Source organism: Methanosarcina thermophila TM-1 (assembly GCF_000969885.1).
GTDB lineage: Archaea > Halobacteriota > Methanosarcinia > Methanosarcinales > Methanosarcinaceae > Methanosarcina > Methanosarcina thermophila.
The window spans coordinates 1,205,705-1,220,298 of the sequence record NZ_CP009501.1; the positions used below are offsets into that span (position 1 = coordinate 1,205,705).

A 14,594-nucleotide genomic window follows, 5' to 3' on the forward strand; every position below is an offset into this window, starting at 1 on the left:
ACATGTTTTATTTCTTCTTTCAATTTCATTTTTTATACTTCATTGATTAGCTTTCTTGTTTTCCTTTTCCTTCTTTTCTGACCGGCAGCGTCTGCCCCCCATGTGGCATAAGGTGGATTTTTGCATCAGGGTTTTCCGAAAACACCTCAGATAAGGCATCATTTACACTTGCCATCGGAGTGAAGAAAGCAGATCTTATTTGTTCATCCTGGAGTTTAGAAACCAGATAAAGCTTAAATTTTTTTGAAATTTTAGCAATTATTGCAGTTTTGTGCCCACCGAACTCGAAACATTGTTTGAAACGCTCGATTGCATCATCTGGGCTCCGACATTCCCTGTTCCAGCATTCATACACCTGATTTCCAATTCCTTCGGCGCATTCAGCCACAAGGATAATGGAGCCGCCTGTTTTCACAGCCTGGGTTGCATTGTCAAGGGCTTTACTTGCCTGGAAAAGGTTGATATCTTTCGGGAAACCCCCGCAGGAAACTATAACTGCATTTGCGGGCTCTACAGGCACCTTATACATGGAATCCACTACCTCCACGCCTTTCCTGTGAGCCTCGATAAAATCCCCGGCAACGGCAGCAACGATTTCTTTTTTACTGTCAAGCACTACATTCAGGATAAAGTCAAGACCGGCAATTTTTGCAGCTTCTTCCATGTCCTGCCGCACAGGACCATCGACCCTTCCGGAAACAGCCTTTTCATCAATCATCATTTTGTGGTTTGCTATTACTGCCTCTTTTGAGCTTACCCCAGGCAGCACTGACTTTGCTCCTCCGCTGTACCCTGCGTAATAATGGAATTCGATGCTTCCAGTACCTATAACAAGATCTGCATCCAGAACATTTTCAAAGATTTCAACCGGGGTTCCTCGTGAGGTTGTGCCAATATATCTGCACCTGCTGGTATCGTGCTGGATGCAGCGAATTTTCTTATAAATCTCTTCTCCTACCAGTCTTCTGGATTCTTCTTCAGTCTGGTTTCGATGGAGTCCGAGGGCAAAGATAATAGTGATATTCTCAGCTTTTGTCCCTCCAAGATAAAGCTCTTCGAGTAGAGGAGGGAGAATTTTTCCAGTCGGAGTTGGTCTTGTAATATCACTGACTATAATTGCAATTTTGGAATTAGGGTTTACAATCTCAGATAGCCTTTTACTTTTTATAGGATTTTCAAGGGCTTTTTTAATTAAAAAATCTCCTCTTTCTTTTATTTCAGGTTCAGAAGGCAGAATAATACTGGATATGTTTCGTTTAGGAATATCCAGCTCAAGTGACATATTTCCAAAAGCCAGTGATATTGTTTTTGTGTTTGCAGCATTATATGGCATTTTAATTGCCTTTTTTTATGTTTTTTTATATAACTGTATTATTTTGGGGCTATTTTCTTTTATAATCTTCTCCTTTATGCCACCTTTTATTTTATTACAGGTAAAGTCCACCCACCATTGGGCATAACATGGATTTTAGCCTTCGGGTTTTCGGAAATAATTTTTTCAAGCGCTTCTTCTACACTTGTAACAGGAATAAAGAAGGCACTTCTGCTCTCAGTTTCTGGAAGCTTTGAGACAAGGTAAAGCTTGAATTCTTTTGCAGCCCTTCCGACAATGGCAGCTTTATGTCCGCCGAACTCAAAATGTTTTCTGAATTTTTGTACCGCTTTATCGGGAGTTTTGCATTCTCTACTCCAGCGCTCATATGTACTATCCCCGATTCCTTCAGCACATTCGGCTACAAGCACTATTGAGCCTCCTTTTTTCACGGCTTGGGTTGAATTCTCAAGGGATTTTGTCGCCTGGAAGAGGTTAATATCCTTTGGAAATCCCCCGCAGGAAACAACGACCGCATCTGCAGGATCTACAGGCACCTTATACATAGAATCCACAATCTCGGCTCCTTTCCTGTGAGCTTTTATAAAGTCTCCAGCAACAGCAGCAACTATTCTTTTTTTACTGTCAAGCACAACGTTAAGGATAAAATCAAGACCTGCAATCCTTGCAGCTTCCTCTATATTCTGTCTTGCCGGATTATCGGCTCTACCTGAGAGAAGCTCACCTTCAAAGAGTTTGCTGTAAAAACTATGATAAGAAAGTATGGAGTTTTCCGAACTGACTCCTGGAAGGATGGATTTTCCTCCTCCGCCATATCCTGCATAATAGTGAAATTCCACTGTGCCTGTGCTTATAATAACATCAGAGTCAACTACTTCTTCGAAAACCTCAACTGGAGTTCCAAAACTCGTTTCTCCAAGATACCTGCACCTTTTCCTGTCATGCTGGATGCACCTAATTTTTTCATAGATTTCCTCCCCTACAAGATGGCGGCATTCTTCTTCAGTCTGGTTTCGATGGAGCCCGAGTGCAAAGACAATAGTGATATTCTCAGCTTTTGCCCCTCCAAGATAAAGCTCTTCGAGCAGAGGAGGGAGGATTTTTTTAGTTGGAGTTGGTCTTGTAATATCACTGACTATAATTGCAACCTTAGAATCAGGGTTTACAATCTCAGAAAGCCTTTTACTTTTTATAGGATTTTCAAGCGATTTTTTGATCAAAGAGAAAGGGTCTTCCTTTATTTCAGGTTCCAAAGGTAAAATTATACTTGCAAGGTTTCTTTCCGGAATTTCAAACTCAACTCCCGTGCTTCCGAAAGAAAGTGATATTTTTTTTATGTTTGCAGTCATAGTTATGCCGATACTTTATCTGATGCCATTTTTCTTTGTTGTAAAATAATAGGGATAAACAGGTATAAAAAGAACTATAATAATTTCAAAGGCAATTCAAAATTTTATTTTTATTTATAATCTTCTTTGGCGTTTTACAGGTAAAGTCCACCCTCCCTCAGGCATGATGTGGACTTTAGCATCGGAATTTTCGGAAAATACTTTCCCAAGTGCCTCTTCTATGCTTTTTACAGGCGTGAAAAAGGCTTTTTCACTTTCTGCATCCGGAAGCTTTGAAACAAGGTAGAGCTTGAATTCTTTTGCAGCCCTCCCGACAATAGCAGCTTTGTGCCCGCCGAACTCAAAACATTTTTTGAAGCGTTCAACTGCCTCTTCAGGACCCCTGCATTCCCTGTTCCAGCATTCGTAAACTTTGTTTCCAATTCCTTCTGCACATTCGGCTACCAGGATGATCGAGCCTCCTTCTTTTACGGCAGGAATGGCGTGTTCAAGCGATTTTATTGCCTGGTAAAGATTGATGTCTTTTGGGAAACCACCGCAGGAAACAATGACTGCATCCGCAGGCTCTACGGGCACTTTATACATGGCATCAACGTGTTCTGCACCTTTCCTGTGGGCTTCGATGAAATCCCCGGCAACGGCAGCAACAATCTCTTTTTTGCTGTTTATTACAACATTTAAGATGAAATCAAGACCTGCAATCCTTGCAGCTTCTTCTATATTCTGTCTTGCCGGGCTGTCGGCTCTGCCTGAGAGGGGATCCCCTTCAAAGAGTTTGCTATAAAAACTGTGAAACGAGAGTATGGATTCTTCCGAACTGACCCCAGGAAGGATGGATTTTCCTCCTCCTCCATACCCTGCATAATAGTGAAATTCCACTGTGCCTGTGCTTATAATAACATCAGAGTCGACTACTTCTTCGAAAACTTCAACAGGAGTTCCAAAACTCGTTTCTCCAAGATACCTGCACCTTTTCCTGTCATGCTGGATGCATCTAATTTTTTCATAGATTTCCTCCCCTACAAGATGGCGACACTCTTCTTCAGTCTGTAAGCGATGGAGTCCGAGGGCAAAGACAATAGTGATATTCTCAGCTTTTGCTCCTCCAAGATAAAGCTCTTCGAGCAGAGGAGGAAGAATTTTTCCAGTCGGAGTTGGTCTTGTAATATCACTGACTATAATTGCAACCTTGGAATCAGGGTTTACAATCTCAGATAGCCTTTTACTTTTTATAGGATTTTCAAGCGCTTTTTTGACCAAAGAAAAAGGATCTTCCTTTATTTCTGATTCCGAAGGCAGAATGATACTGGACATGTTTTTCTCAGGTATACTCAACTCAAAAATTCCATTCCCAAACGCGAGTGAAATCGTTTTTATATTCTCAGTCATAATCATTCCGATGTCTTCGTACTAATTATATAAAATCGTATAGGTAAACAATGAGAATTAAATTTAAATCTGGTTTCAAACTCCAGGCTAAACTGGCAGCTAAAATTAGATTTGTATTCTAACAATATATTTATTATTTTAATAATATATTTTACCTTTTAATAATATATTTTACCTTTTAATAATATATTTGTTATTTTAATAGTTTTCCCATCCTGAGTTCCGCTTCTAGGTGATGGGTTTGTTTCGCTCCCCGAGTCCAGTCTCGGAAGCCGAGTCCAGGCTCTGGAGGACGGAGCTCTTTTCGATATGCTGCGCTCCGCTCAAGATGACTATACAAGAAGTAAAAAAATCATAATTAGTTAGCTAAAAAGAGATAAAACTAGAAAAGAAATATATTAAGTTTAAAGTTCGATTGACTCACCTGGCTTCATTATAATCACTTTTGTGCTGGTTTTTGATTCAACGGACTGCTGGAATTCAAGAGGGTCCTGGCTGATTACATCGAAGGTGTTATAGTGCATGGGGATTGCGATTTTGGGGCGGATGAGTTCTACAGCTTTTACGGCTTCTTTTATGCCCATTGTGAAATGACCACCTATGGGCAGGAGGGCTATTTCAGGTTCGTAGAGTTCGCCTATAAGCTGCATGTCGCCGAAAACCCCAGTGTCTCCGGCGTGGTAGATAGTACGTCCGTTGATCTGTATAATGAAGCCTGCCGGGGAGCCGCCATCGAAACTGAAGCCGGAGGCATCGATTGAGGAGGAGTGGAGCGCATTGGTCATGGTTAGCTTTATGCCTTCAACGTTCATTGTGCCGCCTTTATTCATGCCTTCTGCAAAAACTCCTTTGGATTTGATATAGTTTGCAACCTCGTGAATGGAAATTATTCTGCACCCGGTTCGTTTTCCGATTTCTATCGCATCTCCGAGATGGTCTTGATGCCCGTGAGTTATGACTAATACGTCGGGGTTCAGTTCCTCAGGAGTACATGGAGCCATTGGATTTCCTGAAATAAAAGGATCGATCAGTAATCTCTTTTCAGCTTCCAATAAAAAAGCCGAATGCCCGAGCCAGGTGATTTTTATGCCAGCCATTTCTTTCCCTCACAGTCAGTCATTTTTTATTAAAACGTAATAATGCGTAATGTAATTTTCGATGATAACCCGATATTTTTGAATTTCGATAATAGTTGGATGGTTTACAAAAAAAAGTTATGTTAATATGTAACTTTCAATAATAAAGTCAGGAACAGGATGAAAATTAGCGTTGTGATCCACGGACCCGAGATTATCGACTCTGGAGAAGCAAAAATAGTTTTAGAAAAACTTTCCCGTCTCGGTGAGGTAAAAGCAGAGCTTGGCGGAACTATGGGAAGAACAGCCGTCCTTGATGCAGGGCTCGAAAAAATTATAGATATAACCCGGAATCTCAAGCCTAGTGCCTGCATAGAAGCTTCTTTTGAAACAGCAGACCTTATTTGCCTCCTGAACCGAGGAAAAACTTTCGAAACCGGCAAAATTTTCGGGTCAAAGGTTGCTTCTCGCCTGAAAGACTGTGAAAAGAAACCAGTAATCCAGATCGAGAGCCCCGGCTGTTCCTTTGGGAGAATAATCCCCCTGAATAAAAAAGCCGAAAACTGCATCGAAAAACTCTCCGAAACCCTTGGTATTCCTGTAGAGAAACCCCTGCCTTTTCATAATTCAGTTTTCATAGAAAACTGCCCGAAAACCGGGAAAACCCAAGTAATCCGCGAGATCTCAGGCGTTCTTCCCGGCGAAAATATCTTTGTAAACGGAATCGTAATTGGAAAAGCCCTATCTTCGAAAATCAGGATAATCTCCGAAAATGGCTTCATTACTGCAATCGAAGGCGGAGAAATAAAAGAGCATGGGCTTGAGAAGCTCCATAATTACGAAAAAAGAGAGCCTGTAGACCTTGCCAACGCCTGGATAAAAAGTGGGGATATCCGGAGAAGCACCTCCTTACTGCCGGACGCCAGGAAACAAAGCGCCTGTGCCCGAAAATCAAGATTCATTTCCAGAGCCGGAGCTGGAAAAGTTGTGCCCGGAAAGGTTGTACTTATAGACCATATAGCAGAACGCACTTTCGAACTGACAACCAGTGCCGAACTTGCCGTTACAGTCGGAGATGATACCACTGATATAGCGGGAGATATTCTTTTCAGGTTAGGAATTCCTATTCTCGGAATCACGGACGGGGACTGCGATGAAGTTGCTTGCCAGACTGAATTTTATCCGGGTTCGGTCGTGCTGAGGCTGACAGCAGGAAATGATGATATTCTGGGCAAGAAAATAAAACAGGAACTTTTAAGGGGAAAGAGTTCTGCGGTTTTAGAGGATATATGCGCTTTTAAAGAAGATGTGCTGAAACTTGCAGAGCCTTTGATTGAAGATGTTTTTGAGTATTGATACTAAAAAGTTCATGATTCGAAATCCTAAATTCTGACCTCTACAACGTCATTCGTCACACTGTGTTGTGCTTGCCACGCTCGACGCAGGAGAGCGGCTTTTCAGAAAAAAGAAGAGAAAATATCAAAATTTTGACTATGAATATAAAGCTTTTTAAATCATTTTAGTTTGATAGCTAGACGCTAAGAACCGTTTTTCGGAACGGGACTAATGGTCCGTTTTTAATGATCCGTTTTTAATGGGCTGTTTTTAATGAGCTGTTTTTCGGGTTGGTTAACAAAGAAATGAGAATATGTTCCCGTTCCTAAAGTACAATAATAACAGTGTCATTTATTTAAATAAAATTGAGAAAATAATAGCACTAACATAATCATTTTATGAATTCTATAAGTAAAGAATCAGAGATGAATATGAACAACTCGATGTACAATAGATAGCCAGAATGAAAAATATACCTGTCAATTTGGGGAACGAGCTGGCATTTAGCCTAGCGTCATATGCAAAAATTCAGACGTTTATGATGAAAACGCCAATGTATTAATTGGTTTTAAGTTACTTAATTTTATTATCAGTCAATTGTAATCAGCACTCTGATTTAAAGAATTATTCCTAACTATTTAGAAAAGAGGTAGATGGGCGAGTGAAACAGCCCCGCTCTAGGCTTGAGAGAACAGGAAGAAACAGCTAAACTTGCTCCAGACATGATTGTAGATCCCAGCTAATTGGTCTACAGAATATTACTTTTTATATTAATTTTTATATGAATACATGAATATTTTCAAGTATATTACTCTATTTTTATTCTGATCCCGCTTGCTCTGATAGCTCTCCTGCCTGCGTTTACTAGAGTCTCCGACATCTGTCGAAAATTTTTAATACATTCAAAGATAAATTCTGAAGTTAGCTGGGAAATGGGGACTCAAACTTGAAAATAAAAGCAAAATTTCAGGATGCTGTCAATGTCCATAATTATGGTGGACTTTTCACAACGGATAAAAAGGAAGAGGAAATATGCCCGTATAGGATAAAGCAGACAAAAATTCGGAAAATCATTACTATAAATTGCAGAGAATGTAAAGCGGAATCTTCGCTCAATGATATACATTGCAGAAAAAATATTTTTAGAATTTTACAAAAAGAGGTTAAGGCTGACTGCCTGGTACTCTCAAGACTTTATGAGCGAGACTACGAAGGGCAAGCCCTGTCAACACTTTATACTCTCGCAAGTTTTGAAGAGACAATTAAAGCGTACAAAAGTGCAGAGAAAGTTCTGGGAAGCTGTACTTTGCCTGAAAGGAAAAACTGTGAGCTGGAAAGGAAAAAAATAATTGCCTCTTTTGCTGAAACCGTGGAAACCGATCCTCTAAAAGCCAAGTTGAAAATAAAAAATTTTATTCAGGGCAAAAAACTGAAAAGAAATTCAGATAAGATTTCAGAAAGAGGATTTAAGGCTTTATCTGCTTGTGAACCTTGTTTTGAACATTTCTATCATATGCTTAACGAAATTGATGAAAAATTATCCTGTTTTCCTGAAATTCCTGTGATTAAAAAATCCAAAACTCGAAATTCTCCAGCCACGTCGGTAGACAATTCTGGTAAAGAAACTGAAAAGACCATGAGAAAGACAGCAGGAAGCCTGATAAAAGATAAATCAGGAGAAGTTACCCTGGCAGAAATATTCAAGTATCTTCCGTTTCTTGCGCCTGCTAGACGAGGAGAAAAGCATAAGAAAAGTAAAAGTTTCACAGATGAAATTTTCGACTACGAATGTGGGATTAAGCCGCATGTAAGGCCGCCTTTTTCCAGTTCAAGAGTTTATGCGGAGGCGCCTGAGAATACCGAATTTCTCGAGTGCTACGATATAAACGGCAGGGAAGGGAGGAAGCTTGAAGTTTCAATTTACCAGTACACCGACAGACCGGAAAAACTTTACATGATCCGACCTCCTGAGTACAATCTCAGGGAGGAAGAACTCAGACTGCTTGAGAAAATCCGGATGCGGATGATCCAGCACAGACCAAAAGATATTGCTTTTACAGATCCTGTGGTTGCAAGGGAATACTTCAGGCGCATGGCGAAAACGCTTCTGGAAGAAGAATTGCTCACCAGCGAGGAAGCTTGCAATCCTGAAGAACTTGAAAGCTATGCCGACCTTCTTGCGAGATATACGAACGGGCTCGGGATAGTTGAAGACTTGCTCTCTGATTCAAGAATTACGGACATTTATATCAATGCCCCTGCCGATAAAAATCCTGTCCATGTTGTGCTGGATGGAGAGGAATGCATAAGTAATGTTTTTCTCTCGCAGGAGGATCTTGATGCCCTAGTATCCAGGTTCAGGATCATTAGCGGCAGACCGTTTGGAGAGGCGGTTCCTGTGCTTGAACTTAATCTTGAGGCTTTCGGGGTAAGAGTTTCAGTAATTGGAGACCCTCTCAGTGCAAGCGGGCTTGCTTATGCCTTCCGAAAGCATTCCCTCTCTCCCTGGACCCTGCCTAAACTGATCAATACAGGTTCAATTTCTCCTTATGCAGCTGGATTTTTAAGTTTCCTCATGGACGGGCAGGCTTCAGTCCTGGTCGCAGGAGAAGTCGGAGCCGGAAAAACTTCCCTGCTGTCAGCCATGCTGCTTGAGATTCCGCAGAAATACAGGATTCTGACAATTGAAGACACACACGAACTCCCTATAGAAAAACTCCAGAGTCTGGGCTGGAAGGTTCAAGGCATGAGTTCACAGTCCTCTGTCCTGAAATCAGGAGCTGAGATGAGCCCTGAGACCGCGTTACGTGCAGCTCTGCGTCTTGGGAATTCCGCCCTTGTTCTGGGAGAAATCCGAGGGTCAGAAGTTAAAGTGCTTTACGAAGCCATGCAGGTAGGAAAAGCTGGAAATTCAGTTATAGGGACTATCCACGGCTCATCCATGGAAAACGTGTATGAGAGAATAGTCCACACCCTGGGGGTTCCCCCGGCTTCTTTCAAAGCTACGGACGCCGTAATTATTTGCTCAACCATAAGGCTTGAAGGGAGCATGAAAAAACTAAAGCGGGTGAGCCGAATCGCAGAAGTTACAGGCGCTGTAATTGAAAATCCGGAGCCATCGGATATCTTTACAGACATAATGGTTTACGATGCCACTCAGGACTGCCTGCTTGCAGGAAAAGCCCTGGAGCAGGGGCAGTCCGAACTTATAGAAAAAATTGCCAGAAGGTGGGGAATTTCCATAGATAGGGCTTTGAAGGATATAGAGCTTCGGACAAAAATAAAAGAAAAAATTGCGGCTGAAGGGATGAAGAAGCCTTTTCTGCTGGAAGCTGAAGCTGTCAGTCAGGCAAACAATATATTCTGGCTGCTTGCAGAGTCCATGAAGAAGAGCACAATATACGGAAACGGATATGCAAATGAGCCTGCAAACGATTGGGAAACCGGCACTGGGAATGATCTGGAAGCCCTTTACAGGCAGTGGGAAGCCTGGTTTGAGAAATTCGCTGGGAAAGATCTGGATACAGGAAAATAAATATCCGAGGGAGAAACATGACCGAAGAAGGCAACTGGTATGTGCGAGCCTGCAAAAGCACAACAAAGCAATGGATCTGGGCTGTTCCTGACCCCGTTGCCTTCCACAGGCAATGTGAAAGAAGCGTCAGCCAGGAGTACAGAGATGCCCTTCGGTTTACTGGTTTTGACCTTGAAGCTTTTGAGACTGTGCTCTTTTCCTATGTAGGAACCTTTTCAATCCTTATCCTGCTCCTTGGAATAGATCTTTTCCTGCTCCTGTCAAGAAATTTTGATGCCAGAACACTTTATATAATGGGGATACTAACCCTTGTGATTCCCCTGATTGTACTCTGTTACCTTAGCGAATACGTGAAGATAAAGGCAGGGTTTATGAAAATATCCTCGCTCGGAGACATTCCTGAAATCCTGAGCTATATAGTTATGTCAATGAAACTCGTTCCCAACCTGGAACATGCCGTACTTTTTGCAGCCAGGAATTCCGAAAGACCGCTTGCAAAAGACCTGAAAAAACTTGCCTGGGACCTGAACCTCAGGATTTACAGCAGTATGGACGATGCTCTTCTTTCTTTTGCCGACCTGTGGGGAAGGAACAGCGAATATTTCAAGCGTTCTCTTCATCTCATTAAAAGCTCAACAGCCGAGCCTGACGAAGCACAGAGAATTATAACCCTGAATCGCGCCCTGGATATAAGCCTCGAAGGCACAGAAAGCCTCATGGATATTTTTGCAGCAAAACTCAAGACCCCGAGTTATATTCTTTACTCGATCTTCATTCTGATCCCGCTTGCCCTGGTAGCTCTCCTGCCTGCGGTTACAGTCGTTGGAATGAAACCTGAATTGATAGACCTTGTCTTCCTCTATGACCTGATTTTTCCGGCGCTTGCAGCCCTTTACTCCGAATACATTCTAATGCAAAGACCTGTTGCATTTATTCCCAGGCAAATTCCGGATTCTCACCCTGAGCTTGCAAATATAAAGCAGAAAAAACGCTTTGCCTTAATGCTTTCAATCCTGGTACTCTTCCTTATAGCTCCTCTTGGATATATTCTGCTTAGATTCGGAAATCCGGGTGAAATTATCGCAACCGCACCCCTTGAAGGGTATTTTTCACCCACCCTCCCGCTCATTATAGGCGGAACGGTAGCATTTTCGGTTTACCTGTACTTCTCGGCTGTCCCTTACAAGAAAATAAGAGACAGGATAAAAGTGATGGAACAGGAATTTGCAGATTCCCTTTTCGTGCTCGGGCGCAGGATTTCTGAAGGTAAAGCCCCAGAAGAAGCTTTTGCCCACACTGCGCGGACTATGGATGGTTCAAAAATTGGGGAAGCCTTCGAGGAAATCTCAATGAACCTGCTCAGCATGAGGACGAATCTCAAAGCTGCGATTTTTGATCCGGATTTCGGAGCTTTCAGGCACATATATTCGGAAAGAATCAGGAATACAATGCTTCTTTTTACGGAAAGCGTCCATAAAAACCATGAAGCGGCAGGTGCTTCGATTATAAAGCTCGCAGACCATTTGAAAGAGCTTGGTGAAGTGGAGGAACGAATCCGGCGCTCACTTTATGACGTCACCTCAACCATGCGCTCAACCGCTGTGATATTTGCACCTCTTATTGCAGGGATTACCCTTGCCCTTTCCGAGGTTATTACAAAAATCCTCAACCAGATAGCTGAAAGAGTAAACCGAATCCCTGCTGACCTATCCGGTATGCCTGTCGAAATCGGTCAGGCAGCTTTTTCCCAGTCCATTTCCCCGGATCATTTCCTGCTCGCAATAGGGGTTTATGTTGTCCTGATCAGCGCCATCCTTACCCGTTTTGCAGGCTCGATAGAATACGGAGGCGACCGAGCTCAGTTGAAATATGATCTTGCCTGCATGCTTCCGGTTTCGATTGCAATATTTGCAGTCTCTACAGCGACTTCAAGAATTATCTTCAGGGGGCTTGTATGAGATTAGTAAAAAGGGATAAAAATATAGAAAAAAAGTGGGATGAGAAAGTGAGAGGCTAGCCTTCTCATCCGGTATTTCCACATTGAATTCGGTAATTACTTTTTATTTCCGTATGTAAAGGTAAAGGAATAACCCGAGGATACAGAAAATTCCCAGTCCCGCTGCAAATCCGGGTGTACTCGGGATTCCTTTTTGTTCAGTTTTCAAATCATTATTTAGATTTTTATTAGTATTTTCATTGTCCATGTTAAGCTGTGTTTCTGCCACAACTTCCTCAGAAGCCCCTTTTGCATTGCCGGTTATTGCAAAAGAAGAAGCATCAGAAGCTTTTGCTGTGAAATACAGGAACTTATCATCTTCTCCTGATGGTTCTACTGGAAGTTGCTCCCATTTTTTCTCGACATATCCCCTAAGGGTAATGGAATCCGGATCAATTTTTTTATCCTGTACCCAGGCTTTTTCGACTTTGAAGCAGACAGTCTGGTTTTCTATATTCTTTGAGGTGGCTACTCCGCCACTCCCAATCCATATATTAAAGGATTTGTACAGTTCTCCTGACGGCAATTCAGAGACGAGGGCTGATTTCCCTTTGAGTTGTTCAGCAATAGTTGTAGTTTTTCCCAGAGTTTTTTTCACATCAAAACTCACATACATAACACAGGTTGCGTTCTTTGCAAATTCAAACTTTACAGGTTTCCCGCTTTTAATGTAAGCCTGAGAAAGTTCTTTTACTTCAACATTTTTTGCAGGTTCAGGGGAACCGCCCCCACCGCCACCGCCGCCACGGCTGCTGCCTCCACTCTTTTTGCTTTCTCCACTATTCCCATAACTGTTTGAGTTGCTATCACTGTTTGAGTTGCTATCACTGCTGGAACTGCCTTCCAGTACAGTTATTGTAGTACCCTTTGAGGAAACTCCGTTTGCATTGTATATTGTCAGGTTTACAAGGTATGTTCCCGGGGCTGTATACACATAAACGGGATTGAGTTCACTGGAGTCAGGTATTCCGTCGTTATTGAAGTCCCACACCCTTGAAACTGCATTCTGGGAGAGATCATAAAACTGCACTGTCAGGGGAGCATAACCCTTTGTAACATTGCTACTGTAATTTGCAATTGGAATTCCAAAGTCTGGAATGACTGAATCTGTGACCCTTATATAACCCCGTTTTTCTATAGAAACGTTGCCAGTCTCACCAATTACTTTTAGAGTAATATCATATGTGCCGGGATTAGTAAATGTGTGCGTGACATCCATAGCACGTTCTGAACTAGTTCCGTCCCCAAAATCCCAGAGCCATGAAGCAGACTCAATATCAATTCCAGTTGCAGTAAATAAAACATCTAAAGGTGCTGCACCGAATGTTACGTTTGCAGTAAAAGTTGCTTTAGGTATTTCAAATTCATTTGTAAGGTCACACAAATAGATGTCTGTACTGCTGGTACCAGAACCGAAGGTAGAGTCAAATCCCCAAACAACTATATCACCATACACATCTGGTGTTGTTCGAGTTCCCTCTGGATAAATACAAATCGGAGTGCTTTTTGCAGAAGGAATGTCATAAACATATACACCCGCATAACCAAACTGGTCATTACCGGATTTTGAATATACGATTTTGTCACCATGGATATTGGGGTGAGTGCCAGTGTCAGCTCCAGCATCAGCATAATCAGATCCGTATAAAGTATTACCTGTATGGTCACTGGTAACATCTATAGTCTTTTTAGTATCAAGGTCATACATCTGGATGTATCCATCTCTGTTAAAGAAGTCTGACCATATCACTTTATTACCATATATATGCGGACTGAATACCTGATCAGAATAGTGTATATTTATGGTCTCCTTAGTATTAACATCATAAACAACAATGTTTCGCCCATAGTCACCATCATAACCATACGCTATCTTGGTCTCGTATATATCAGGACTATTGCCCTCCGCAATTTTAGTCAGTGTAGAAGTTGACATATCCCACATGTATACATTATAATTGTAGCTTGTCTCGTTGTAATCCGCACTCCACACGATTCTGTCGCCGTAAATAGCAGGTTTGCTGTATTGGTCTACATTCTGAGTTATGTAATCTTTTGTAGCTGTAGGAATATCGTACATCGCAAGCTTTGGTGTCCCGCTACTCATATCATGCCACACTATTTTATTTCCATAGATAGCTGGATGAGATGCTGCAGAAGAGTCAACTGCAGTGTCTGTTCTGGCGGTCAGGTCATAAACATGAATAACACCGTTGTCTGTCCATACCACTTTGTTCCCATGAACGGCAGGATCAGTCCCATTGCCAATTTTTATTATCTGCGCCGCTGACGCTACGGTTGGAAATAAAATAGAAAACAGAAAAAAGAAAATTGTTAAAGTTAGAGCTCCCGAATATAGTTTCCCCTTAACTTTCACTTATTTACCCCCGATAACGACATCTTCCAAATTGAGTTGCAGTTCATATAACCTGTATGATTTTATAAAATCATACATAATTTTACGTAATTTGTACATCTTCACACGCTAGCTATTATATTAACATAAATTAAGCAAATAATATAATAATCGTGTGAATTTATATTAAATTTCGAGTTAATTGGAAAATATCAAACAAGTTAT

8 protein-coding genes are annotated in these 14,594 nt (G+C 41.7%); 3 read left to right on the forward strand and 5 right to left on the reverse strand.

Annotation, left to right across the window (positions count from 1 at the left end):
• Positions 1-46 precede the first annotated feature (46 nt).
• From larA (MSTHT_RS05150) to MSTHT_RS05165, 4 genes are all read right to left on the reverse strand, one after another.
• On the reverse strand, positions 47-1,333 hold the full coding sequence (gene larA / locus MSTHT_RS05150; protein WP_048166859.1) for a nickel-dependent lactate racemase: 1,287 nt from the start codon (positions 1,331-1,333) through the stop codon (positions 47-49).
• A gap of 86 nt (positions 1,334-1,419) precedes the next feature.
• Entirely contained in the window at positions 1,420-2,682 is a 1,263-nt protein-coding gene (gene larA / locus MSTHT_RS05155) for a nickel-dependent lactate racemase (RefSeq protein ID WP_048166860.1), read from the reverse strand.
• A gap of 114 nt (positions 2,683-2,796) precedes the next feature.
• Positions 2,797-4,071, reverse strand: a complete 1,275-nt coding sequence (gene larA / locus MSTHT_RS05160) for a nickel-dependent lactate racemase (protein WP_048168396.1) — start codon at positions 4,069-4,071, stop codon at positions 2,797-2,799.
• Between the two features lie 404 nt (positions 4,072-4,475).
• Positions 4,476-5,168 carry a metal-dependent hydrolase gene (locus MSTHT_RS05165; protein ID WP_082086774.1) on the reverse strand — a complete coding sequence of 231 codons (693 nt, stop codon included), beginning with the start codon at positions 5,166-5,168 and terminating at the stop codon, positions 4,476-4,478.
• A 159-nt stretch (positions 5,169-5,327) separates the two neighbouring features.
• Here MSTHT_RS05165 and MSTHT_RS05170 point away from each other — a divergent pair, with 159 nt between their 5' ends.
• The 3 genes from MSTHT_RS05170 to MSTHT_RS05180 all read left to right on the forward strand — a co-directional run bounded on the left by MSTHT_RS05170 (position 5,328) and on the right by MSTHT_RS05180 (position 11,975).
• Positions 5,328-6,503 (forward strand): DUF2117 family protein, encoded by a 1,176-nt coding sequence (locus MSTHT_RS05170; RefSeq protein WP_048166861.1) that lies wholly within the window; start codon positions 5,328-5,330, stop codon positions 6,501-6,503.
• A gap of 925 nt (positions 6,504-7,428) precedes the next feature.
• A complete protein-coding gene (locus MSTHT_RS05175; RefSeq protein WP_048166862.1) occupies positions 7,429-10,017 on the forward strand; it encodes a type II/IV secretion system ATPase subunit in 2,589 nt (862 codons plus the stop codon).
• Positions 10,018-10,034: 17 nt separating this feature from the next.
• Entirely contained in the window at positions 10,035-11,975 is a 1,941-nt protein-coding gene (locus MSTHT_RS05180) for a hypothetical protein (protein WP_048166863.1), read from the forward strand.
• Positions 11,976-12,077: 102 nt separating this feature from the next.
• On the opposite strand, the gene MSTHT_RS14015 is transcribed toward MSTHT_RS05180, so the two are convergent.
• Positions 12,078-14,390, reverse strand: coding sequence for a PGF-pre-PGF domain-containing protein (locus MSTHT_RS14015; protein ID WP_048166864.1), 2,313 nt, complete (start codon positions 14,388-14,390; stop codon positions 12,078-12,080).
• Positions 14,391-14,594 lie beyond the last annotated feature (204 nt).